The sequence below is a fragment of the Halorubrum sp. SS7 genome, from assembly GCF_005435055.1.
Taxonomy (GTDB): Archaea; Halobacteriota; Halobacteria; order Halobacteriales; family Haloferacaceae; genus Halorubrum; species Halorubrum salinarum.
On record NZ_SGXV01000019.1, the window covers coordinates 17,952 to 39,218 of the forward strand.

Annotated in this window: 25 protein-coding genes and 2 tRNA genes; 17 read left to right on the top strand and 10 right to left on the bottom strand. The window is 71.7% G+C overall.

The annotated features are described in order from the left end of the window. Positions 1-7 precede the first annotated feature (7 nt). From EXE44_RS14285 to EXE44_RS14295, 3 genes are all read right to left on the bottom strand, one after another. Positions 8-1,009, bottom strand: coding sequence for a hypothetical protein (locus EXE44_RS14285; RefSeq protein WP_137717703.1), 1,002 nt, complete (start codon positions 1,007-1,009; stop codon positions 8-10). Between the two features lie 118 nt (positions 1,010-1,127). Further along, positions 1,128-1,199 (bottom strand) — tRNA-Thr (locus tag EXE44_RS14290). Positions 1,200-1,296: 97 nt separating this feature from the next. Beyond that, a complete protein-coding gene (locus EXE44_RS14295) occupies positions 1,297-1,962 on the bottom strand; it encodes a hypothetical protein (RefSeq protein ID WP_137717704.1) in 666 nt (221 codons plus the stop codon). Positions 1,963-2,021: 59 nt separating this feature from the next. Between EXE44_RS14295 and EXE44_RS14300 the strand changes: the two genes are divergently transcribed. The 3 genes from EXE44_RS14300 to EXE44_RS14310 all read left to right on the top strand — a co-directional run bounded on the left by EXE44_RS14300 (position 2,022) and on the right by EXE44_RS14310 (position 4,332). Then, complete coding sequence (locus tag EXE44_RS14300) at positions 2,022-2,729, top strand: enoyl-CoA hydratase/isomerase family protein (RefSeq protein WP_137717705.1); 708 nt, start codon at positions 2,022-2,024, stop codon at positions 2,727-2,729. A gap of 89 nt (positions 2,730-2,818) precedes the next feature. Next, a tRNA-Gly gene (locus tag EXE44_RS14305) sits at positions 2,819-2,889 on the top strand. A gap of 276 nt (positions 2,890-3,165) precedes the next feature. Next, entirely contained in the window at positions 3,166-4,332 is a 1,167-nt protein-coding gene (locus tag EXE44_RS14310; RefSeq protein ID WP_137717706.1) for an inorganic phosphate transporter, read from the top strand. Between the two features lie 30 nt (positions 4,333-4,362). On the opposite strand, the gene EXE44_RS14315 is transcribed toward EXE44_RS14310, so the two are convergent. Further along, positions 4,363-5,028 carry an undecaprenyl diphosphate synthase family protein gene (locus EXE44_RS14315; RefSeq protein WP_137717707.1) on the bottom strand — a complete coding sequence of 222 codons (666 nt, stop codon included), beginning with the start codon at positions 5,026-5,028 and terminating at the stop codon, positions 4,363-4,365. A gap of 79 nt (positions 5,029-5,107) precedes the next feature. Here EXE44_RS14315 and EXE44_RS14320 point away from each other — a divergent pair, with 79 nt between their 5' ends. The 6 genes from EXE44_RS14320 to EXE44_RS14345 all read left to right on the top strand — a co-directional run bounded on the left by EXE44_RS14320 (position 5,108) and on the right by EXE44_RS14345 (position 10,199). After that, complete coding sequence (locus EXE44_RS14320) at positions 5,108-5,668, top strand: hypothetical protein (protein ID WP_137717708.1); 561 nt, start codon at positions 5,108-5,110, stop codon at positions 5,666-5,668. A gap of 61 nt (positions 5,669-5,729) precedes the next feature. After that, positions 5,730-6,200 carry a DUF5812 family protein gene (locus tag EXE44_RS14325; protein ID WP_137717709.1) on the top strand — a complete coding sequence of 157 codons (471 nt, stop codon included), beginning with the start codon at positions 5,730-5,732 and terminating at the stop codon, positions 6,198-6,200. 180 nt (positions 6,201-6,380) lie between these two features. Then, positions 6,381-7,265 (top strand): protein translocase subunit SecF, encoded by an 885-nt coding sequence (gene secF, locus EXE44_RS14330; RefSeq protein WP_137717710.1) that lies wholly within the window; start codon positions 6,381-6,383, stop codon positions 7,263-7,265. Further along, a complete protein-coding gene (locus tag EXE44_RS14335) occupies positions 7,265-8,869 on the top strand; it encodes a preprotein translocase subunit SecD (protein WP_137717711.1) in 1,605 nt (534 codons plus the stop codon). Before secF ends, EXE44_RS14335 begins: the two co-directional genes overlap by 1 nt. Positions 8,870-8,931: 62 nt before the next feature. Next, entirely contained in the window at positions 8,932-9,633 is a 702-nt protein-coding gene (locus EXE44_RS14340) for a TMEM165/GDT1 family protein (protein ID WP_137717712.1), read from the top strand. A 98-nt stretch (positions 9,634-9,731) separates the two neighbouring features. Then, positions 9,732-10,199, top strand: coding sequence for a hypothetical protein (locus EXE44_RS14345; RefSeq protein ID WP_137717713.1), 468 nt, complete (start codon positions 9,732-9,734; stop codon positions 10,197-10,199). A 64-nt stretch (positions 10,200-10,263) separates the two neighbouring features. Here the strand turns inward: EXE44_RS14345 and rnhB are convergent, their stop codons facing one another. From rnhB to EXE44_RS14360, 3 genes are all read right to left on the bottom strand, one after another. Next, on the bottom strand, positions 10,264-10,974 hold the full coding sequence (gene rnhB / locus EXE44_RS14350) for a ribonuclease HII (RefSeq protein ID WP_137717714.1): 711 nt from the start codon (positions 10,972-10,974) through the stop codon (positions 10,264-10,266). A 50-nt stretch (positions 10,975-11,024) separates the two neighbouring features. After that, complete coding sequence (locus EXE44_RS14355) at positions 11,025-11,396, bottom strand: 30S ribosomal protein S8e (RefSeq protein ID WP_137717715.1); 372 nt, start codon at positions 11,394-11,396, stop codon at positions 11,025-11,027. 118 nt (positions 11,397-11,514) lie between these two features. Beyond that, on the bottom strand, positions 11,515-13,146 hold the full coding sequence (locus EXE44_RS14360; RefSeq protein ID WP_137717716.1) for a TrkA family potassium uptake protein: 1,632 nt from the start codon (positions 13,144-13,146) through the stop codon (positions 11,515-11,517). A 179-nt stretch (positions 13,147-13,325) separates the two neighbouring features. Between EXE44_RS14360 and EXE44_RS14365 the strand changes: the two genes are divergently transcribed. The 4 genes from EXE44_RS14365 (at position 13,326) to EXE44_RS14380 (ending at position 15,378) form a co-directional block, all read left to right on the top strand. Next, positions 13,326-13,724 (top strand): helix-turn-helix domain-containing protein, encoded by a 399-nt coding sequence (locus EXE44_RS14365; RefSeq protein WP_121562754.1) that lies wholly within the window; start codon positions 13,326-13,328, stop codon positions 13,722-13,724. Further along, the gene (locus EXE44_RS14370; protein WP_121562755.1) at positions 13,721-13,999 is read left to right on the top strand and encodes a hypothetical protein; all 279 of its coding nucleotides are present in this window, start codon (positions 13,721-13,723) and stop codon (positions 13,997-13,999) included. The genes EXE44_RS14365 and EXE44_RS14370 overlap by 4 nt, the downstream gene beginning before the upstream one ends. A 64-nt stretch (positions 14,000-14,063) precedes the next feature. Then, complete coding sequence (locus EXE44_RS14375) at positions 14,064-14,765, top strand: helix-turn-helix domain-containing protein (protein ID WP_137717717.1); 702 nt, start codon at positions 14,064-14,066, stop codon at positions 14,763-14,765. A gap of 67 nt (positions 14,766-14,832) precedes the next feature. Then, positions 14,833-15,378: a DUF1684 domain-containing protein gene (locus tag EXE44_RS14380; protein WP_137717718.1), complete on the top strand. Its 546-nt coding sequence runs from the start codon at positions 14,833-14,835 to the stop codon at positions 15,376-15,378. A gap of 138 nt (positions 15,379-15,516) precedes the next feature. Here the strand turns inward: EXE44_RS14380 and dpsA are convergent, their stop codons facing one another. Together dpsA and EXE44_RS14390 are read right to left on the bottom strand one after the other, a co-directional pair. Then, positions 15,517-16,065: a DNA starvation/stationary phase protection protein DpsA gene (dpsA, locus tag EXE44_RS14385; RefSeq protein WP_121562757.1), complete on the bottom strand. Its 549-nt coding sequence runs from the start codon at positions 16,063-16,065 to the stop codon at positions 15,517-15,519. 72 nt (positions 16,066-16,137) lie between these two features. After that, positions 16,138-16,980, bottom strand: a complete 843-nt coding sequence (locus EXE44_RS14390; protein ID WP_137717719.1) for a carbon-nitrogen hydrolase family protein — start codon at positions 16,978-16,980, stop codon at positions 16,138-16,140. Between the two features lie 118 nt (positions 16,981-17,098). On the opposite strand from EXE44_RS14390, the gene EXE44_RS14395 reads away from it, so the two are divergent. The 4 genes from EXE44_RS14395 to EXE44_RS14410 all read left to right on the top strand — a co-directional run bounded on the left by EXE44_RS14395 (position 17,099) and on the right by EXE44_RS14410 (position 19,846). Next, positions 17,099-17,743, top strand: a complete 645-nt coding sequence (locus EXE44_RS14395) for a hypothetical protein (RefSeq protein WP_137717720.1) — start codon at positions 17,099-17,101, stop codon at positions 17,741-17,743. Between the two features lie 25 nt (positions 17,744-17,768). Beyond that, positions 17,769-18,692 (top strand): A/G-specific adenine glycosylase, encoded by a 924-nt coding sequence (locus tag EXE44_RS14400; protein WP_137717721.1) that lies wholly within the window; start codon positions 17,769-17,771, stop codon positions 18,690-18,692. 73 nt (positions 18,693-18,765) lie between these two features. Further along, complete coding sequence (locus EXE44_RS14405) at positions 18,766-19,164, top strand: DUF5778 family protein (protein ID WP_137717722.1); 399 nt, start codon at positions 18,766-18,768, stop codon at positions 19,162-19,164. Between the two features lie 34 nt (positions 19,165-19,198). Next, positions 19,199-19,846: an alpha/beta hydrolase gene (locus tag EXE44_RS14410; RefSeq protein ID WP_137717723.1), complete on the top strand. Its 648-nt coding sequence runs from the start codon at positions 19,199-19,201 to the stop codon at positions 19,844-19,846. 46 nt (positions 19,847-19,892) lie between these two features. Here EXE44_RS14410 and EXE44_RS14415 read toward each other — a convergent pair whose 3' ends face one another. Next, a complete protein-coding gene (locus EXE44_RS14415) occupies positions 19,893-21,137 on the bottom strand; it encodes a glycosyltransferase family 2 protein (RefSeq protein ID WP_137717724.1) in 1,245 nt (414 codons plus the stop codon). Between the last annotated feature and the right edge of the window lie 130 nt (positions 21,138-21,267).

Here is a 21,267-nt window from a genome sequence, read left to right on the forward strand (position 1 = left end):
GGCGGCCCTACGCCTCGGGGACGAAGACGTTCATCGACGGCGTCTGGATCCCCTGGAACTTGTTCTTCCAGTTGTACGCGATGTTCAGCACGCGCCGGCGGTTCCCCGGCGGGCCCGTCACCACGCTCACGGAGGTGCCGTCCTCGGGAATCTCGACGCGCGTGTCCTCCCACTCGAAGCCGGCGAGCAGCTCCGAGGGGTTCTCGACGCTCACCGTTCCGCTGTTCCTGTTCACCTCGTAGAGGCGGTAGGCGTCCGTCTCCAGCAGCCGCTTGATGTCATCGAGGTCGTCGTCGAAGTGCTCGTCGAGCGCGTCCGCGGTGTGGTAGCCGCAGACGATCAGGTGCGCGAACGTCTCGACGTTGCGCGGGTTCTGCTCGGCCTCGCGGAGGTGGTCGAAGTAGGCCAGCTTCTCCTCGCGGTCGAGGTCGAGGATCGCGTTCACGATCCGGGCCGCCTCCCGCTCCGTCTCGGTCGTGTCCGGGTCCGCGAGCACCTCGTCCGCCCGCGACCCCGTGTTCTGTCCCCGGGACACGTCGAGGACGTTCTTGAGGTGTTTCGCGCGGTCGTACACCGCCGACTTGTACGACCAGTCGCGGACGTCGTCCGGGTAGCCGTCGAACTCCCGCAGAAGGGCCTCGCGGTCCTCGGGGAAGCCGATCTCCTCGCGGAAGTCGCTCCACGCGGTGGCGTCCTCGAACAGGTCGAACTCCGTCAGGGTGTCCTGCCCGAGGTTCGCCCGCGTGCCGCCGCTGGCGACGAACTTGGCCTCGACGAACGTCTCGCCGTCCGGCGTCTCGACGATCAGGTCGCCGAGCGAGTCGTAGGAGTTGCCGGCGTGGCGCACCGCTGTCGCGTCCGGGAAGTCGCCCCGGAGCCGGTCGGCCAGCGCCTCGGCGAGGTCGAGCCGGCCCGCCTCGACCAGCTCGTCGTCCGGGTCCTCGCCGTTCGCGAGCCGTGCGGTCAGCCGCTCGGTGGCCTCGACCCACGCGCGTTCGTGTTTGCCCATGTGGTGTGTCGGTCGCGGCGTGGAGAATAAAAAGGCGCGTACTGCGACGTGGCGGTCGGGTCCCGGAACGGGCGGCTATCGAGCTGGCGAGGTCGCTCGGGAAGCGAGAAGGGGAGGAAGCCTAGGCCGAGATTTGAACTCGGGGTCTCGTCCTTACCAAGGACGCGCTTTACCGCTAAGCTACCCAGGCGCGCAATCAGTCGTTGACCGGATTCGACTTTATGGGTTTCGATCCGGCGGCGCGGCGTCGGGGAATCCCGCGCCGTCTCGGAGGGTCGCCGAGCGGGTCACCGGTCGGTCGCGCTGACGGCCCGCTCCGAGATGTCGGCGATGCGGTCCGCGGTCGCCTCGGGCAGCGCGCGGCCCGCGGGCGGGAACTCGCCGTCGCAGTCGGCGGCGAGGTCGCGGGCGTATTCGAGCAGCTCCGCGGGCGGGTCGCCGCCGACCGCGGTGGTGCCCGCGACGACGGCGAGCTCCATCGCGTCCACCTCCAAGTTGCGGTCGAGTTCGGCCGCCGTCTCGGCGTCTGTGCCCTCGCGGTCGCGGAGCGTCTGGTCGCGGCCGAACGCGCGCACCACGTCGACGGCGGGCCGGGCGGCGTCGGTACAGGCCAGAAGCGAGAAGCCGCGGGAGACGAGCACGTCGGCGGCGAGGATCTCCATGTCCGCGTCGATGTCGGCGGCGGCGGTCGGCGCCGTCACCCACGGCTCGTCGTGAGCGACCGTCCGGGTGAGGCGCAACCCCTCGTAGATGAGCTGTACGCCCGCGGCGCGGTCGGCCACGTCCCCGAGGTCGACGGCCGGTTCCAGCGCGCGGGCGGTGACCAGCGCCAGCACGCCGGGGGTCACCGCCGCGTCGCCGATCCGGGCGTCGAGGGCCTCGCGGAGCTGTTCGGGTTCGACGTCCGCGAGCGCCTCGCGCGCGGCGTCACGCGCTCGCGCGGCATCGTCCATTGTCGTTTCGTAGACGAGCGAAGGGCAAAGACCTTTGGAAACGAACGGGATTCCGTCTCGTGATCCGAACCCGAACCGACGGCGACGTGCGCGTCGTCACGCTCGACCGCCCCGAGGCGCGCAACGCGCTCCGGCCGGCGGACCTGACCGCCCTGCGCGAGGCGTTCGAAGCGCCCGCGGACGGAGACGCCCCGCCGGTGACGTACCTCCGCGGCGCCGGCGACGCCTTCTGCGCGGGCGCCGACCTCGACGCGGTCGCCGCGCTCGACGACCCGGAGGCGTTCGCGCGGCGGGGGCAGCGCGCGGTCGCCGCCGTCGAGGAGTCGCCGTCAGTCGTCGTCTGCGGGATCGACGGCCCGGCCCGCGGCGGCGGCGTCGAACTGGCGCTGGCGGCGGACGTCCGGGTCGCCACCCCGCGGGCGACGCTCGGCGAGCCCGGCGTCTCGCTCGGGCTGTTCGGCGCCTGGGGCGGCACGGTCAGGCTCCCGCGCGTCATGGGCGAGGGCGAGGCGCTCGACTTCGCGCTCTCGGGGCGGGTCCTCGACGCCGAGGCGGCGCTGCGGACCGGGCTCGTCTCGCGCGTCGTCGACGACCCGCGCTCGGTGGCCGACGATATCGCGGCGGGCGAGGCCGACGCGCTCGCGGCGATCAAGCGCCGGATCCGCGACCGCCGCGAGGGCGAGGCGCAGGAACGGGCGGAGGCCGCGGCGTTCGCCGAGCTTCACGACGCACACGCGGAGGATATCGCCCGACGGCGCGACCGGTGATCGGCCGGGCGAGCGCCGACCGCGTCCGCCCGCCGTCCCGATGTGACAGACTTAAGTGAGTCTCCGTCCAACTGCGGGATGCGAAGCACGCACCGGTAGTGTAGTGGTATCACGCAACCTTGCCATGGTTGCAACCCGAGTTCAAATCTCGGCCGGTGCATCTTCTCGCTGCGCTCGAAGATCCACCGGACTGACTCCCGTTCGCTGCGTCGCCGGCGCGTTGCGCCGGCTGCCAGAGGGACCGAAGGTCCCTCGCTGCTCACGGGAGTCTCGGCCGGTACATTTTGCGAACGAAGTGAGCAAAATCACCGAGAGATATCTGTGCGCGGGCAGCGCGTCCTCTCGACCGAGTCGCGCAGGTGTCGTCGCCGATGGGAGGGTCGGGCAGCGGCAGACCCCGTCCGTTTAACAGCGCGTGTGTGTTCTGTTCGGGTATATGGTTGAGCCGCTTCTTCTCGTCGGCGTCGCGGTCGCGGCGTTCGTCGGATACAACATCGGTGGGGCGACGACGGGACCGGCGTTCGGGCCGGCGGTCGGCGCGGACGTGATATCGAAGGCGGGCGCTGCGGCGCTGATGTCGGTGTTCTTCTTCGTCGGCGCGGGGACGCTGGGGCAGCGCGTGGTGACCACGCTGGGCGAGGACCTCGTCACCGGCGCGAACGTGTTCACGCTGGAGACGAGCATCATCGTCCTCTTCTTCATCGGCGGGGCGCTGTTCGTCGGCAACTTCGCCGGCGTCCCGGCGTCGACGTCGATGACGGCGGTCGGCGCCATCGCCGGGCTCGGGATCGCGACGAACACCCTCGACTGGGCCGTGATGGGCGAGATCGCGATCTGGTGGCTCGTCGCGCCGATCATCGGGTTCTGGGTGTCGGGCGTCGTCGGCCGCTACTTCTACTCGGCGATCGACCGCTGGGTGGCGATCGAGAGCACCGAGGGCGCGCTGTTCGAGTTCGACCGGTCGGGGCTGATCCCGCGGCCGGTCCTCGGCCCGAACACGACGCGGCGCGAGCTGACGGGCGGGGTCGTCGTCATCTCCATCGGCTGTCTGATGGCGTTCTCCTCGGGCACCTCGAACATCGCGAACGCCATCGCGCCGCTCGTCGCGCTCGACGGCGTGGAGATGACGCCGATGATCCTCCTCGGGAGCGCGGCGGTCGCGGTCGGCGCGTTCACCATCGCCCGCCGGACGCTGGACACGCTCGGTAACGACATCACCGACCTCCCGCTGACGGCCGCCATCGTCGTCGCGGTCGTCTCCTCGGGGATCGTGATCAGCCTCTCGGCGGTCGGCATCCCCGCCTCGTTCGTCATCATCGCGACGATGTCGATCGTCGGGCTCGGCTGGGGACGGGCGACCCGCACGGTGACCGTGCGACAGGGGATAAGCGGTGAGAAGGAGCCGACCGTCTCCGTCGGCGCGCTGGCGGCCGACGAGATGCCGGAGATCGGCGAGGGCGACGCGAGCGACGTGCCCTCCGCGTCCGACCTGTTCAATCCCGGGACGAGCGCGCGCGTCGTGCTGATGCAGAACGTCGTGCCGATCCTCTCGACGGTCGGCGCGCTGGTGACGTTCGCCGTGCTCTTCAGGTTCGTCTGGTAGGACGGGGTCGGCGGCGCCGGGCTGGGTCGGTCACCTGCCGAAGCGGCGCTGGCGGTCCTGGAAGTCCAGCACCGCGCGCAGGTACTCGCGCCGGCGGAAGTCGCGCCAGTTCACGTCGGTGAAGTAGAGCTCCGCGTACACCGACTGCCAGATGGCGAAGTCGGAGAGCCGCTCGGCGCCGGTCTTGATCACGAGGTCCGGCTCCTCGGGGAACAGCAGCCGCTCGGCGATGTCCGTCTCGTCGATCGCCTCGGGGCTCACCTCGCCATCGGCGACGTCGCCGGCCAGTTCGCGGACCGCGCCGGCGAACTCCGCCTTCCCGCCGAGGCCGACCAAGATCCTCACCGGCGCGTCGATGGATTCCGGTACCGCGTCCGCGCCCCGGTCCGTCGCGGCATCCGAACTCCCGCCGTCCGCCTCGTCGGCCTGTGGACCGCGGACCACGGTCCGCGCCGGCGCGTCGAGCCGGCGTAGCTCCCGGACGAGCGTCGGGGCGACCGCGCGGTCGAGGACGGAGACCGAGACGGTGACGCGCTCCGCGCCGTACTCGAACGCCCAGCCGATCGCCGACGACAGCGTGTCGAAGGCGCCGTCGGCGAGGAGGTCCCGCTCGGTGAGCACGAGGGCGACGTGCGCCGGCGGCTCGGCGTCGTGGAGGCGGTGGCGCGTCGCGAGGTACGCGTCGTAGAGACCCACGTCAAGTCGATCCGGCCGCGCGTATAAATGGCTTCCCGCCGACGAGGGGTTTAATTCGCCGACGCGCCTACCACGGGTGATGGCAGACAGCTACCGCGGGGTGTTCGGCGCGATCCCCTACGCGTTCCGCGCGACCGAGTCGTGGACCATGCGCGCGTACGCCGCGCTCGGCGCGCTGGCCGCCGGGTTCGTCGCGCTGGTCGTCACCCTCGCCTTGGTCGTCTGGATGGGCGAGACCGCCTCGGCGCAGGGGGGGACGTTCCTCTTCTCGCGGTCGCTGTACGTGGTCGCCGGCCTCGCGGCCGTCGGACCGCTGCTCGCGCCGATCCTGTTCGTCGCCCGGCGCCACCGCCGCGGCGACCGCGTCGCGGCGACGTACGACCGGTGGATGGGCGTCGCCGGCTTCCTCTTCCTGCTCTCGCTGTACCTCGGGATGATCATCTCGGCGCCCGAGGGGCTCCGGGACCCGAGCGACTCCCTGATCGTCAACGCGCTGTACGACCTCCCGCAGCTCGCCGGGTTCGTCCCGCCGGTCGCGGCCGGGGTCGCCGTCTTCGCGACGCACTTTCGGCTCCGCGGCGGCGCTGACGACGGCTCCCCCGACCGCGCCGAGTCGACCGAGGGCGGCGGCTCTGCGTGAGCGGCGCCCCGCCGGTCGCGGCTCGAAAGCCCGAAGGCGCCGGAGCGACTACCCGGACGCAATGACCGACGAGAAGGAGAGCACGTTCCTCGTCACGCACGTCGAGAGCGACTCGGCCGTGCTGAAGGACGTCCACGACGGACAGGTCCACACGCTGAGTTCGAACCCCGGCCTCGACGTCGACGACGCCGTCGAGGCGACCGTCGCCCCGGACCCGCCGATGGAGGTGACCTATCAGGTGATCGAGGTCGCGGAGCGCCGGTCGCTGTCGATAGAGGAGAGCCCGGAGCCGCCGACCGTCCACGAGCGGGAGCTCGCCGCGGAGACCGCGACGGGAGAGCTCTCCCGCGAGGAGCGCGCGGGCGTCGGCGAGGTCCACGTGCTGACGCCGCCGGAGTCGGAGACGGAGGCGGCGGTCGCGGACGTGATCGACGACCGCGAGGGGACGCTCTCTCGCGCGGCCCGGCTCGGCGTGAACCGCGTCGAAATCCGGTCGGAGCCCGGCGTCGTCGCCGTGCGGTACCTCCCGTAGGCCCGGCGAGCGCGCCGGTCGCTCAGTCGCCGCCGGACTCGGCGGACCGTTTCTGCCGAGCGGGAGTGCCGTTCTGAAGGGGCCGAGCGGCCGCGGTATCGAGGCCGTGGACCGTCGGACGAGAGGCCGCAGCCACCCAGATAAGAAGGCTTATTCGCGCCCGCGGAGGAAGCGGTATTTATGGTAGCGATCGAGGTGCCGGAGGTCAACTACACCGACTACTCGAACCGGCAGCTCGCGGCGGTGCCGCTCGCCTTTCTGGTCCTCGCGCTGGCGATCATCGGCGGCTGGGTCGTGGCCACCGGTGCGCCGGCAAACCTCGGACTGGAGTTCACCGGCGGCGTCGAGCTGCGAGTCGCGGACGAGGCGAACGGGGACGTCGAACAGCAGATCCGGACGGCCTTCGACCGCGAGCCCGACTCGGTCCGGACGATCCCCGGCGACGACGTGGTCGTCGTGACGTTCCAGGCGGCCGAGGACGACCCGGAGGGGCTCGCGAACGACCTCCAGGATCAGGCAGAGGCGGCCGGCCTGACGACGACCGCGGTCGACCAGGTGTCGCCGAGCTTCGCGAGCGACACCGCGCGGACCGCGCTGTTCGGCGTGGCGCTCGCGTTCCTCGGCATGAGCGTGCTGGTGTTCGCGCTGTTCCGGACGTTCGTTCCCTCCGTCGCGGTCGTCGCGTCCGCGTTCTCCGACCTCGTGATACCGATCGCGACGATGAACCTCCTCGGCATCCAGATGACGCTCGGAACGATCGCGGCGCTTTTGATGATCATCGGGTACAGCGTCGACTCGGACATCCTCTTGAACGACTCCGTGCTGCGCCGGACCGGCGAGTTCTACGAGTCGGTCAGCCGCGCGATGCGGACCGGGGTGACGATGACGCTCACCTCCATCGCCGCGATGGTCGTGATGGCCATTGTCGCCTCGGTGTTCGGGGTCGGGCTCCTCCGTGACATCGGGATCATCCTCTCGGTGGGGCTCTGTGCCGACCTGATGAACACGTACCTGCTGAACGTCTCGCTGCTTCGCTGGTACAAGTTCGAGGGGGTGGCCCGGTAATGCTCGAACCGATCAAGGAGAACTGGCGGATCCTGCTGCTCGTCCTCGTCGTGGTCGGGTCGACGGTGACCCTCTTCGGCCCCGGGTTCGGGCCGGAGCCGGCACCCGGCGAGAACGCGAGCGAGGCCCAACAGGGGATCACGAACCTCCAGTACGGGCTCGACCTCGCCGGCGGGACGCGCGTCCGCGCGCCGCTGTCGGGATACACCGCGACGGACGTGGCGTTCGGAGGTGACACCCCGGGGACGGTCGCGGAGGCGGTCGCGGCCGAGCTCGACAACGCGTCGGTCCGGAACGTCGGCGTCGTCCCCGAGGAGGGCGCGGTGGAGGTCACGGAGCCGTCCGTGACCGAGTCCCAGTTCCGCGCGGCGATGGACGCGAGCGGGTACGAGTACGGCGACATCCGCGAGGGCGTCACCCAGGAGACCCGCGACGAGACGATGGAGGTCATCCAGGGGAAAATCAACGAGGCGGGCCTCTCGGGCGGGAGCGTCCAGCAGGTCCAGTCGATCACCGGCGAGTACTTCATCCTCGTCGAGGTGCCCGGACAGGGGCGACAGGAGGTGATCGACCTCCTCGAAGAGCGCGGGACCGTCCGGATCGACATCGCGTACCCTGACGGCAACGGGACCGCCGTCCAGGAGGGCGCGCTGATCCAGGACGACTTCGAGGAGATCGGGACCGCGGCACAGAGCGACCGCGGCACGGGAGCGTACGTGCCCGTCACCGTCCGGAACACCGCCGAGAACGGTCAGTCGCCGGCGCACGGCTTCCAGGACGCCGTCGCGCAGCGCGGCTTCCAGGACGCGTACCAGACCCAGGCGGACCGGTGCGGGTACAACGCCGAGACCGGCGACATCGAGGTGGTGAACGGGGACCGGAACCCGTGTCTCCTGCTCGTCGTCGACGGGGAGGTCGTCAACTCCTTCGGCATGGACCCCGGCCTCGCCGACAGCATGGCGGCCGGCTCGTGGGCCGACACCGGGAACTTCCGCCTCACGACCGGCGAGTTCGCGGAGGCGCAGACCATCTCGCTGAACCTCCGCGCCGGCGCGCTCCCGGCCGACCTCGACATCAGCGGCGAGGGGACCTCCTCGTCCATCTCGGCCTCGCAGGGGGAGAACTTCCGGACGTACTCGCTTATCATCGGCGTCCTCTCCGTGTTCGCCGTCTCCGGGATGGTGTTCCTCCGCTACCGCGAGCCCCGCGTCGCCCTCCCGATGATCGTCACCGCGCTGACGGAGGTGTACGCGCTCCTCGGCTTCGCGGCGCTGCTCGGCTACCCGCTCGAACTCGCGGTGATCGCGGGCTTCATCGCCGTGGTCGGGACCGGGGTCGACGACCTCGTCATCATCGCCGACGAGGTGATGAGCGAGGGCGACGTGAACTCTCGGAAGGTGTTCGACTCCCGGTTCCGGCGGGCGTTCTGGGTCATCGGCGCGGCCGCGGCGACGACCATCATCGCGATGTCGCCGCTGATGGTGCTGTCGCTCGGCGACCTCTCCGGGTTCGCCATCTTCACCGTCCTCGGCGTGCTGGTCGGCGTGCTGATCACCCGCCCCGCGTACGGCGACATCCTGCGTCGCCTGCTGACGGTCAGGTGAACCGGTCCGGCGTCGGCCGGGGCCCCACGCCGGCCCACCGGCCGAGCGGAGGCGAGTGACGCATGCCCGGCTACGCCGAGATCGTCGTCGTCGCCCTCGTGGCCCAGCTCGCGGTGCTGCCCGGCGAGAAGGTCCAACTGATGATCGCCGGGCTCGCGACGAAGTACGACCCGAAGGTCGTCGTCGCCGCCGCGAGCTCGGCGTTCGCCGGCTGGACCGCGGTCGAGATCGCGTTCGGCCGGGCGCTCCAGTCGGCGCTCCCGCCGGTCGCGCTCGACGCCGTGACCGCGACGCTGTTCTTCGCCTTCGCCGTTGCCCTGTACCGCTCCGCGCCGCCGCGCGGCGCGTCCCCCGCGGCCGAGCGCGACGATGACGGGGGCGACCCGTTCGAGGAGCTCTCGCTCCCCGGACCGCTCGATAGGTACTCCGGGTCCTTCGGCGGCTTCCTGCCCATCTTCGCGCTCACCGCGACGGGCGAGTTCGGCGACAAGACCCAGTTGGTGACCATCGGGGTGAGCGTCCAGTACGGCGCGACCTCCGCCATCTGGGTCGGCGAGATGCTCGCGATCGTCCCGGTGAGCCTCGCGAACGCGTACTTCTTCCACACGTTCGCGGGCCGGATCGACATGCGGCTCGCACACCTCGGCTCCGCGCTGTTGTTCGCCTTCTTCGGCGCGGACACCGTGTTGGCGATCGCGACCGGCTTCTCGGTGTGGGAGACGTTCGTGGGTGCGGTCGGCGGATTCGCGGCCGGACTGTTCTGAAGCCGGCGCTGCCGCGTGCGCGAGGCGGAATCGCGCCCGTCGGGCGGGAGACGCGGTCTCCTGAACGGTTTAAATACTCGCGGCGCCTCCCGGTAGCAATGAAGCTCACACGCGGTCCGTTCGTGCTCGCCGTGGCGCTGCTGGTCCTCGTCGCCGCCACCGGCGGCGCGGTCGCGCAGTCGTCGGGCGACGACCTGTACGAGTCGCTGGAGGAGATGGTGCCGACGTACAACGACAACGTCGACGGCATCAACCTCGGGCCGATCAACCTCGCGGGGACCAGCAACATCTACGTCGAGGACGGCGACTCGACGGTCACCTACGCGGTGACGATGGACGACCGGAACCGCATCACCGGACTGTCGGAGAGCCCGAGCGACGACGCCGTCAGGAAGATAACGACCGACCGTGAGACGATCCGGGGGATCGTCGACGCCGACGACCCGGCGACGGCGTTCCGGGACGCGGTGGCGAACGACGACATCGCCATCAGCGGCGAGAGCGGCCAGCCTATCGAACAGATCAAGTGGGCGGTCATCAACGCGTTCAAGGGATTCTTCCTCTGACGCGGCGGTGAATCGCGCGGCGCCCGCCCGGCGGGCGGATCCCGATTTTTCCTCGGCGCGGCGGTCAGAACTCGTCGAGCGCCGACTGTTCGGCGGCGGCGAGCGCGTCCTCGCAGGTCGCCCACGACGCTCGCGCGCAGTCCGGCAGCGTCCCGTTGTCGCCGACGTACGCCGCGAGGAACGCCCTGGTGGCCGGGTCGCTCGGGTACCCGCTGCCGAGGTCGTCGTACGCCGGGTACGCGGCGTCGATCTCGGCCATCGCGGCGTCTCGCTCCACCTTCGCGACGACGCTCGCCGCGCCGACGACGGGGTCGTCCTCGTCGGCGCCGTGGGCGGCGGTCACGTCGACCGACGGGACGCGGTCGGCCCCCGCGGCGGAGTCCGCCTCGCCGCCCTCGGCGACGAAGCGCGCGAGCCGCTCCGCGAACCGCGCCTCGCTGGTGTCGCCCGCGTCGGCGACGACGCGGACCGGTCCGGCGACCTCTGGGGGCCGGTCGGCGAGCGCGGCCCGGACCGCCCGCGCCTGTCCGCGGACGGTGAGCGTGTTCATGTCGGTGTCCGGCCGGTCGATCTCGGCGGGCTCGACGCGGGCGACGCCGACGGCGACGGCCGGGTCGTCTCGGAGGGCCGCGGCCAGCGCCTCCCGGCGAGCCGGCGCGACGCGCTTCGAGTCGTCCACGTCGGCCGGCAGGCTCGCGGGGTCGGCGAGCACCGCCGCCGCCACCATCGGTCCCAGGGCGGGCCCCTTGCCGGCCTCGTCGACGCCGAGGTACACGCGTGGCTGGTGGGCGTGCGGGGGGAAATACCTTCAGAAAGGGCGCGGGCTCAGTCGAGCAGGACCGCGTTGACCTGGCCGGTCTGTCCGGGGCGCGAGGTGACGCGGGCGCGGCCGGCGGACGTCTCGATGATGGCGCCCTTGGTGACGATGTTCCGGCGGGCGTAGTTGACGTTCGCGGGGTTGTCGACGACGTTCTCGATCTCGGCCTCGCTGACCTCGCCGTCGTCGGCGACCTGCGCGACGTTCGTCGAGAGCGCGCGGACCTTCTTGTCCGTGCCGCGGGAGTCGATGTACTGGAGCCGCGTCTCGCCGACCGTGGTCTCGGCGGGCTCGCGGCCGAGCTGGTGGCGCTTCTTGTTCGAGGCGTGCTTGAGTCGGCCGCCGGTCCGCTTGCGCGCGGAGCGTCCCTGGTCTTTCATACGGGTACGAACAGCCAGCGAATACTTGAAGCGTTCGACTCGGCCCGGCGGGAACGGTCGCGCGGGCGGGATCGGCGGCGGAGCCGGGGGCACGGGCGAGACCTGCGGCGCGAACCGGTCAGGCGAACGCGCGCTCGAACGACCGGACCCCCTCGTCGGTGCCGGCGAGGACGAGCTCGTCGCCGCGCTCGATCCGCGTCTCGGGGCCCACGTCGGTGATGAGGTCGCCGCCGCGCTCGATGGCGATGACGGTACAGCCGGTGGTCTCGCGGACGGCCGCCTGCCCGACGGTCCGGCCGGCCAGGACCGACGCCTCGCTCCTGACGACCTCGACGTGCGTGTCGAGCGAGAGCACGTCGCGGTCCGTGAACACGGCCGACGCCGACATCCGCCCGGTCACCGTCGACAGCGAGAGCACGTAGTCGGCGCCGGCGCGGTGCATCTTCGGCACGCTCTCCGGGTCCTCGACCCGCGCGAGCAGCTCCACGTTCGGCGCCAGGTCGCGGACCACGAGCGTCGCGAACTCGGCGGTCGTGTCGTCGGGGAGCGCGAGGACGACGGTCCGCGCGTCGGTGACGCCGGCCTCCCGCAGCGTCTCCGGGTCGGTCGCGTCACCGACCACGTCGATCGCCTCCCCGTCCTCGCGGTCGACGACCGTCACCGGGACGTCGCCCGCTTCGAGGGCGCTCGCGACGGTCCGTCCGACCTGTCCGTGTCCAACGACGACGGTCTCGCCCGCGCCGAACCGCCGGGCCGCCGAGTTGGTCAGGTCGACGAGCCGCTCCACCTGCTCTTCCGTCCCCGAGACGAGGAGGACCGTCCCGGCCGACAGCGTCGCGTCCGGCGGCGGCGCCGCCTCGAACGAGCCGTCGAACCACGCGCCGATCACGTCGACCCCGGTGCGCTCGCCGATGGCGCTGCCGGCGAGCGTCGACCCGGCGAGGCCGCTCCCGTGGTGGACCGATATCTCCGCGATCCGCAGGTCGCCGACCGCGACCACCTCGTCGAGGTCGGTCCGGAGCGCGGTCGTCACCTTCGAGGCGAGGCGCTCGCCGAGCAGCGACCGCGGGGAGAGCACCTCGTCCGCGCCGGCGAGCCGGTGGTACCGCTCGCGGCTCGGGTCCTCGACGACGCTTATCGCGCGGACATCCGTCGACAGCTCCTTCGCCGCGAGGACGATGCTCGCGTCCACGCGGTCGGAGACGTCGGTGACCAGGGCGCGCGCCGCCCCGAGGCGTGCCCGCTCGAGCCCCTCGGTCGTCTCGGGGTCGGCCCGGACCACCCTGTGGCCCGCCTCGTACAGCGCCAGCGCCCGGTCCGGGTCGCGCTCCACGACGGCGTACGGGACGTCCTCCGACTCGAACTCGTCCAAGAGCGCGTCGGAGCGCGTGGTGTCGGACGCGACGACGACGTGTCCCTCCAGGTCCGCCTCCAGCGACCGCGGGACGCTCGTCGCGAACGCGGACTCGAGGAGCGGGGTCGCGACGACGGGCAGCGCCCCGAAGATGAGCGCCATCCCGACGAGGTCCATCACGGCGATGTACGCGTTCATCTCGGGGCTCCGCCACGGCGCGTCGCCGCCGAACCCGGTGGTGGAGAACATCTCGACCGCGAAGCGGAACGACTCGATCAGGGTGCGCGGGTCGTTCTCGTACGCCCGCATCCCGTACTGATACGTGACGGCGGTGAACGCTATCATCCCCCCGAGGAAGACCGCGTACAACACGACCCGCCGCTTCCACGTGTCCATCGGCCCGCGGTACGCCGCGACCGTACAAAAACGGGCGGCATCGCACGGGGTGACCCCCGTGTCGCGCGGTGCGGCCCCTGCGGCCGGTACCGGACGGTCGCCGGCCGCGCCCTCGTGCGATCGGTCGCCGCTCGGACCGAAGTTCGATGGTTTAAGTTCCGGGGGCCGAACCGTCACGCATGGTGCGGGACCCGTCGCGAGAGCCGGAGCCGCCGTCGGTCGACGAGGTGCTCGACGCGCTGGCCGACGACGCGGCCCGTCGGATCGTCGCGGCGCTCACCGAGCCGAAGACCGCGAGCGAGCTCTCCGAGGAGTGCGACATTCCCCTGTCGACGACCTACCGGAAGCTGGAGAAGCTCACCGACGCCTCCCTGCTCTCGGAGTCGACGGACATCCGGCGGGACGGGCAGCACACGACGCGGTACTCGGTGTCGTTCGACGCCGTCACCGTCTCGGTCGACGACGGCGCCGACGGCGACGCGGACCGCCGCGAGTTCGACGTGGAGTTCTCTCGGCCCGAGCGGACCCGAGACGAGCGACTGGCCGACCTGTGGTCGGAGCTACGAGAGGAAACATGAACCCCTACATCGACCTGACTATCATCGTCGCAAAGACCGCCATCCTGGTGCTCGGTGGCAGCATCACCTACTACGCGCTCCGCGCGTACGACCGGACCGGCGACCGGTCGCTGCGCGAGCTGGGCGTCGGCTTCGGCATCGTCACCGTCGGGGCGCTGCTGGGCGGCGTCTCTCACCAGATCATCGGCGCGAACCTGACCGTCGGCATCGCCATCGACGGCCTCCTCACGGCGGTCGGGTTCGCGGTCATCGTCTACTCGCTGTACCTGGAGTGAGTCGAGGGCGTTCGACGCGCGACGAACGGTACCCTTTTGCGGCGCTCGGTCGTCCGTTCACGCCATGAGCGACGCACGCGAGGAGCTCTCCCGCCGGATCGCCGGCGAGATAACGCTGAGCGACGATCCGGGGGCGACCCTCCGGAAGTGGCGGACCGACTTCGACGTCTCGCAGACGGAGCTGGCCGATCAGCTCGGCGTCTCCTCGTCGGTCGTCTCCGACTACGAGAGCGGTCGCCGCGAGAGCCCGGGGATCGGCGTCGTCCGCCGCACGGTCGAGGGGCTGCTCGACATCGACGAGCGCCGCGGCGGCGGCCGCCTCCGCCAGCACGCCCGGGTGCTCTCGGCCGGGTTCGAGAGCGACATCGTCCACGACCTCCGCGAGTACTCGACGGCGGTCCCCCTGGAGGACTTCTACGAGGCGATGGGCGCGACGGAGGTCGTCCGCGGCGACCACGACCACGTGAACGGCCACACCGTCATCGACTCGATCCAGGCGATCACGCGGCTCTCCAGCGAGGAGTTCTACCGGCTGTACGGCCAGTCGACGAACCGCGCGCTCGTGTTCACGCGGGTGACGCGCGGCGAGTCGCCGCTCGTGGCGCTGCGGGTCGTGAGCCCGACGCCGAACGCGGTCGTGCTCCACGGCATCGAGGACGGCGACCTGTGGGACCACGCCGCCGACCTCGCCCGCGTCGACGGCGTCTCGCTGGCCACGTCGAACCGCGACCTCGACGACTGCCTCGCGGACCTCCAGGCGCTGTGAGGGCGTCGCGGGTCGGGAGGGCGGCCGAACCGCGGCCCTGAAACCGCCGGCGCCCGTCCATCCGGCCATGAGCGAGGACTACGCCGAGCGGCTCCGCGCGAACCGACGGGAGAAAGACGAGTTCTTCGACGACCACCCGCAGTCGCCGATCCCGCCGGAGGACCGCGACGAGTTCGACGGGCTCGACTACTTCCCGCCGGACCCGGACTACCGCGTCGAGGCGACGGTCACGGTCCACGACGACCCCGAGCCGGTCGAGATGGAGACGACCGCGAGCAACCCGGTCCGGTACCTCCGGGTCGTCACGTTCGTGTTCGAGGTCGACGGCGAGGAGCACACGCTCGCGGGCTACCGACAGGCGGGCGACGACGGCGCCATCTTCGTCCCCTTCCGCGACAAGACGACCGGCCAGCAGACGTACTACCAGGGGCGGTACATGGAGCTGGAGCCCGAGGGCGACCTCGAGGACGGCGACGCCGTCACGGTCGACTTCAACCTCGCGTACAGCCCATTCTGCGCGTACAGCGACACGTTCTCCTGTCCGCTCCCGCCCGAGGAGAACTGGCTGGAGATCGTGATTCCGGCCGGCGAGCGGGCGCCGGACCTCGACTGATCGGGAGCGCGGTCGGGAGGAACGCGGTCAGCGGAAGCGCGGTCGGCGCGAGCGCGGCCGGCGGCGCCGCTCGGCGGTGTCAGAAAAGTCGAAGGATCGGACTCCGGAACGGCCCGGAAGCGGTCCGCCGCGGCCGGCTTATTCGAGCGTCTCGCTCGTGACGAGGGTGTCGTCCTCGAGGTAGTGCTCGATGTGGTGGCCGTGTTCCTCGACGTCGCCGAGGATGTCGCGGAGCTGCTCTTCGGTGTTGTAGTCGCCGAGGTTGTTGGCGAGCTGGATGTGCTCGCGGAGCTGCTCGGTGATGTCGCCGAACATCTCGAGGTCGTGTTCGAGCGACGTCCGAATGTCGTAGGCGTCGGCGTCCTCGGGGGTCACCGGCGCGTGCTCCTCGTAGTTCGCGCCGCCCGAGAGCGGCACGCCGCCGAGCGCCTGCGCGCGCTCGGCGAGCACGTCGGCGCCCTCTTCGAGGTCGGCCGCGACCTCGCCGAGGTACTCGTGGATGTCGAGGAACTCGGCGCCCTCGACGAGCCAGTGGTGCTTTTTGATCTGGTGGTAGAGCACGTACGTCGCCGCGAGGTCGCTGTTGAGCGCGTCGACGAGCTGTTCGGCCTTCTCCTCGGGGACGCGGAGCGCTTCGCTCTCGTGAACGTCGCCGTATCGCTGACGGGCCTGCTTCTGGGTACTCATTTCACCTCAGTATACGCGCGCGACCCACTTAATAGTTCCTACTGAGAAAACTACTTTTTCGACATGAGAAAATTATTTTCTATTTTTGCCGATAGCGCCGACGAGGTCTCGCTGCGCGGCGAGGGTGTCGCGGTCGAGCGGCGCGGTCAGCGTCGCCGGGTCTCGGCCGAGTTCTGCCGCGACCGCCCCGTCCGGGCGCGCGACGAGGGAGTTACCGGCGTACGCCGCCTCGTCGGGCGCGCGCCCGCCGCCGGAGCTCCCGGTGCGGCCCGCCCCGACGACCCACCTGACGCCGTCGAGCGCGCGGGCGCGGCACAGGAGCCGCCAGTTGGCGACGTGGTCGGCGGGCCACGCGCCGACGACGACGAGCGCGTCGACCGCGCGCTCCGCGAACCACGCGCTCTCCGCGACGAAGTTGAGGTCGTAGCAGGTCAGCAGGCCGGTCGGTCCGGCGGCCGTCTCGACGACGACGCGCTCCGCGCCGGGCTCGACCCACGCGGCCTCGTCGCCCCACAGGTGTCGCTTGCGGTAGACGGCGAACCGGCCCGGGCCGTCGCGCGTCTCGCCCGTCGGTCCGCCGCCCGCGCCGCGGTCCGGCGGGGGAACGTACGCGGTCGCGTTGTAGACGCCCTCCCCGTCGCGCTCGGCGTAGCCCGCGATCACCGCCGCGTCCGCCGCCCGCGCGACGGATTCGAGTCGTTCGCGCGCGGCGTCGCGAGAGAGCGCGGCCTCGCGGAGTCGCTCGTCGGCCGCGAACCCCGTGAGCGCGTACTCGGGGAAGACGGCGAGGTCGACCCCGGTCGGCAGGTCGGCCGCGCGGCGCCGGAGTCGGTCGGCGTTCGCGTCGACGCGGAGGTCGTCGACCGGGACCTGCGGGACGGCGACGGTCGGGTCGGCTGCGGATCGGTCGCTCACGCCGTCGGGTTCGATCCGAGCGACAAATAACGTCCGGGCTCGCTGGACCCGGCCGGGCCGCGCGCTCTGCCCGGCCGCGGCCGCAAGGACGATACGCCCCCGGCGCCGACCGGGATACATGACCTTCGGCGACCTGTTCGAGCGCGCGGCCGCGCTCGGCGGCGACCGCGACGAGGCGGACGTGCGGCGCGCCCTCGACGACGTGCGAGCGGCGCGGGCGGCCGGGGACTCCTCCGGCGGCGACGCGGTCCCCGAGCCCCGCGAGCCCAGTCCGGCGCGCGTCGTCGCCGACGCCGACGCGCTCGCGGCCGACCTCCTCCTCGGCGGGGCCGCACGCGAGGCGCTCGACGCGCTCCGGTCGCACGCGTGGACGACGCTCGTCGCCAGCGACCCGCTCCTCGACGACGCCGAGGCCGTGATCGCGTCGCTGTCGGACCCCGACCTGGCGGCGGACTGGCGCGCGGCGGCCGGGGAGTGGCGCGAGCCGGTGGCCCAGCCCCCGGGCGACCACCCCGCGCTGGCGTCCGCGTACCGGGGCGGCGCGATGCAGGTCGTGAGCCTCGACCCGTCGCTGACCGGGCCGGGGGCCGCGGCCGGGCTCCGCGACCGACTCCCCGTGAGCGTCCGGGAGCCGCGCGCGTTCGCGACGGTGTTCGACCCCGCGAAGCTGTACCCGGACGCCGTCGGCGGGGCGTACCCCGGCCCCGACCGCGACCCGCGGACGATGGAGCCCGTCGTCGCCGACGGGGACCAGCACGGATAAACCGCCGCCGGCCGGAGCGATCCGCATGACCGACGCGGAGGGCATTCCCGAGCTCCCGGCCGACCTCGACGCGGTCCGCGGCGCGCTCGTCGACTGGTACGAGGCGGACCACCGGGACTTCCCGTGGCGCCGCACGGAGGACCCCTACGAGGTCCTCGTCAGCGAGGTGATGAGCCAGCAGACCCAGCTCGACCGGGTCGTGCCGGCGTGGGAGGACTTCCTCGACGAGTGGCCGACGACGGCCGCCCTCGCCGCGGCCGACCGCGCCGACGTGGTCGCCTTCTGGTCCGACCACTCGCTGGGGTACAACAACCGCGCGAAGTACCTCCAAGAGGCGGCCGGGCAGGTCGAGGACGACTACGAGGGGGCGTTCCCGCAGGACCCGGAGGGGCTGCGCGAGCTGATGGGCGTCGGCCCGTACACCGCCAACGCGGTGGCGTCGTTCGCGTTCAATAATGGCGACGCCGTCGTCGACACCAACGTGAAGCGGGTGCTGTACCGCGCGTTCGACGCCCCGGACGACGACGACGCGTTCGAGCGGATCGCCTCGGCGCTCATGCCCGCGGGCGAGTCCCGGGTCTGGAACAACGCGGTCATGGAGCTCGGCGGCGTCGCCTGCGGGAAGAAGCCGCGCTGCGACGAGGCGGGCTGCCCGTGGCGCGAGTGGTGCCACGCCTACCAGACCGGCGACTTCACCGCGCCCGACGTGCCGGAGCAGCCGAGCTTCGAGGGGAGCCGCCGGCAGTTCCGCGGCCGGATCGTCCGCCTGCTCGGCGAGCACGAGGAGATGGAGCTGGACGCGCTCGGCCACCGGATCCGCGTCGACTACGCGCCCGACGGCGACCACGGCCGGGAGTGGCTCCGGGGACTCGTCGACGACCTCGCGGACGACGGCCTGGTCGAGGCCGACGCGAGCGGGGACGGCGTCGTCGTGTCGCTCCGGCGCTGAGGCGCGTCGTCGTCCGGCGCCCTCCGCCCGGTGAACCGTCACCCGTTTATTACGGGAGCCGGAACGGTGACCCATGAGCGAGACCGTCGACGCCGACCTATACACCCGTACGAAGGCCCTCTTAGAGCCCGGCGACATCGAGCTGGTGGGCTGTATCGTCCACACGGACCTCGACGGCCAGCAGGACTTGGAGATGCACGAGCTGACGGTCGCCGCCAACGACGTCATCGCCGACCACGCCGACAAGGGCGAGACGTACATCGAGGCGGGCAACGACGACACGAACTTCTCGTCGAACCAGTTCCAGGGGCTGACGCTCGACGGCGAGGAGTTCGTCTGGGAGTGCCAGCAGCTCCTCCGCGACGGCGCCTTCGACATCGTGTTCTACTACGAGGCGGGCGTCGACCAGGAGGCGCTCGCGGCCGACCTCGCCGCCCTCGATAACGTCGACCGCGTGACGCAGGTCCCGTGACGGGGAGCGACGGCGACCGCGGAGGCCGGACCCGGTGAGCGACACCGTCCTGATCCCCGGCGGCCGCGACGTGCGCGCCACGCTCGACACCGCCGCGAGCGACGGCGCCCGAGAAGGTTCCGACGACGCGCCGCGCGCGGACGCGGTCGTCGTCGCCTGTCCGCCGCACCCGCAGCAGCGCGGCCACCGCGGCGACGAGCGGCTGCGGGCCGTGAGCGACGCGCTGACCGACCGCGGGGTCGACTGCCTCCGGTTCGACTACGGCGACTGGGACGAGGGGTACGGCGAGACCACCGACGCGGACGCGGCGGTCGGCTGGGCGCGGGAGCGCTACGACCGCGTCGGCCTCTTCGGCTTCTCGTTCGGCGGCACGGTCGCGCTCGTCGCGGCCGCGTCGCGACCCGACCTCGCGGGCGTCTGCGCGCTCGCGCCGACGGCGCGGCTGAACCCCGACGTCGACGCGGTCGCGGCGCTCGGCGACCTCGCCGAGCGCGGCGTGCCGGCGCGCGTGCTGTACGCGACCCGGGACTCGACGGCCGACTGGGAGCCCGTGGTCGAGCGCGCGGGGGAACTGGGGATCGAGACGGTCGCGTTCGAGTCGGACCACTTCTTCGTCGGGCGGAGCGGAACGGTGGGCGAGGCGGCCGCGGCGTTCCTCGGGGAGCGGCTCGCGGCGGACTGAACGGCCGAGCCGACCGATCGCAGATTTTCCGATCCGACGGACCGTCTCAGTCGCCCCCGACCTTCGTCGTCACGCGGAACGACTCTGGGGGGTTGAGGATCCCGGCGACCGTCCCCATCGAGTGGACGACGGTGATGAGCGGCGCCAGCGGGACCGCGAGCGCCCAGTGCCGGTGGTCGGCGCCGTAGTAGCGGACGCCGAGCAGGAACCAGCCCAGCGTACACAGCGCCAGCCCCATCGACGCGAGGAAGAAGAGCTCGCTGTAGACGACCGTCACGCTGAGCAGCGACAGCGGGACGACGAGCAGGGTGACGATCGGCGAGAGCGCCCACGCGTAGTTGCGGACCCTGGTCAGCAGCTCGTACCGGAAGGGGAGCATCGCGGACGCCCGGACGTTCCCGGCCGCCCAGCGGCGGCGCTGCTGGAGGATCTCGTACAGCGAGGGCGGGGCCTCGTTCCGGCAGACCGCGTCCGACAGCGCGAACGTCACGTCGCGCTCGCGGAAGGCCGCCCAGACGAAGGCCGTGTCCTCGACGAGCGTCTCGCGGTCCCACGTGACCTCGTTTTCGACCGACGTGCGGACCGCGATGCCGCCGCCCCACGCGAACAGCGGGATCGAGAGGCGCGCGAACGCCCGCTGTTCGATCTGGACGCCCATGCGGTACACGTCGGCCAGGTAGCTGAGGCTCGACTCCGTGCGGCGGGGCTTCTCGCGCAGCTGGACGATGTCGGCGTCCGGCAGCCCGTCCAGCGACTCGACGACGCTGTCCTCGTCGAGGTACAGCGCGAACTCCTTCCGGCAGTCGAGCGCCCGCCGGGCCCACTCCTGAGCGCGGCCCTTGCGGACCGCGCGACACGAGAACTCCTCGGGGACGACGTGGACCGTCGCCCCGCGCACGTCGATGTCGGACTCCGCGATGACGTGGACGTCGTCGAGCCCGTCCGGCAGGGAGTCGACCGTCTCCTGGACGACCTCGGCGGCGTCGACGGTCATGATCCGGACCTGTACCTCGTCGAGGCCGTACTCGTTCGGGGGCGTCTCGTGGCCCGCGCCAACGACCGCGACGAGCACGAACCAGACGGCCGCGGTCGCGCCGAACAGCAGCGTCACGCCCCAGAGGGCGACCCCGAACAGCGGGGCGAGACCGCCGCCCTCGATCGCGGTGGTCGCCGCCGCCTGCGCGGGGGCGGTCCCCGGTCCGGAGACGACGGTCGGTGCGAGCAGCGTCGCGAGCCCGCCGACGACGAGCGCCAGCGAGACCGCGACCAGTGCGACGCGTTCGGTGTTCATCGTGCCTTCCCCTCCCTGCCCGACCCACATGAACCGTCCAAACGCTACGCCGGAATTCAGCCGCGTTTCGGTCGAGTTTACGGCCCCAATTCCGTTCAAATCGAATTAATCGCCCGACTGCGGTGCTGTG

Bases quoted from the DNA above. Each gene is read 5' to 3' on its own strand.
- EXE44_RS14310 (WP_137717706.1), top strand. From the start codon at position 3,166: ATGGTTGAGCCGCTTCTTCTCGTCGGCGTCGCGGTCGCGGCGTTCGTC.
- EXE44_RS14345 (WP_137717713.1), top strand. From the start codon at position 9,732: ATGAAGCTCACACGCGGTCCGTTCGTGCTCGCCGTGGCGCTGCTGGTC.
- EXE44_RS14400 (WP_137717721.1), top strand. From the start codon at position 17,769: ATGACCGACGCGGAGGGCATTCCCGAGCTCCCGGCCGACCTCGACGCG.
- EXE44_RS14340 (WP_137717712.1), top strand. From the start codon at position 8,932: ATGCCCGGCTACGCCGAGATCGTCGTCGTCGCCCTCGTGGCCCAGCTC.
- EXE44_RS14360 (WP_137717716.1), bottom strand. From the start codon at position 13,146: ATGGACACGTGGAAGCGGCGGGTCGTGTTGTACGCGGTCTTCCTCGGG.
- EXE44_RS14415 (WP_137717724.1), bottom strand. From the start codon at position 21,137: ATGAACACCGAACGCGTCGCACTGGTCGCGGTCTCGCTGGCGCTCGTC.
- EXE44_RS14395 (WP_137717720.1), top strand. From the start codon at position 17,099: ATGACCTTCGGCGACCTGTTCGAGCGCGCGGCCGCGCTCGGCGGCGAC.
- EXE44_RS14380 (WP_137717718.1), top strand. From the start codon at position 14,833: ATGAGCGAGGACTACGCCGAGCGGCTCCGCGCGAACCGACGGGAGAAA.
- EXE44_RS14405 (WP_137717722.1), top strand. From the start codon at position 18,766: ATGAGCGAGACCGTCGACGCCGACCTATACACCCGTACGAAGGCCCTC.
- EXE44_RS14355 (WP_137717715.1), bottom strand. From the start codon at position 11,396: ATGAAAGACCAGGGACGCTCCGCGCGCAAGCGGACCGGCGGCCGACTC.
- secF (WP_137717710.1), top strand. From the start codon at position 6,381: ATGGTAGCGATCGAGGTGCCGGAGGTCAACTACACCGACTACTCGAAC.
- EXE44_RS14365 (WP_121562754.1), top strand. From the start codon at position 13,326: ATGGTGCGGGACCCGTCGCGAGAGCCGGAGCCGCCGTCGGTCGACGAG.
- EXE44_RS14375 (WP_137717717.1), top strand. From the start codon at position 14,064: ATGAGCGACGCACGCGAGGAGCTCTCCCGCCGGATCGCCGGCGAGATA.
- EXE44_RS14325 (WP_137717709.1), top strand. From the start codon at position 5,730: ATGACCGACGAGAAGGAGAGCACGTTCCTCGTCACGCACGTCGAGAGC.
- EXE44_RS14335 (WP_137717711.1), top strand. From the start codon at position 7,265: ATGCTCGAACCGATCAAGGAGAACTGGCGGATCCTGCTGCTCGTCCTC.
- EXE44_RS14295 (WP_137717704.1), bottom strand. From the start codon at position 1,962: ATGGACGATGCCGCGCGAGCGCGTGACGCCGCGCGCGAGGCGCTCGCG.
- EXE44_RS14285 (WP_137717703.1), bottom strand. From the start codon at position 1,009: ATGGGCAAACACGAACGCGCGTGGGTCGAGGCCACCGAGCGGCTGACC.
- dpsA (WP_121562757.1), bottom strand. From the start codon at position 16,065: ATGAGTACCCAGAAGCAGGCCCGTCAGCGATACGGCGACGTTCACGAG.
- EXE44_RS14370 (WP_121562755.1), top strand. From the start codon at position 13,721: ATGAACCCCTACATCGACCTGACTATCATCGTCGCAAAGACCGCCATC.
- EXE44_RS14320 (WP_137717708.1), top strand. From the start codon at position 5,108: ATGGCAGACAGCTACCGCGGGGTGTTCGGCGCGATCCCCTACGCGTTC.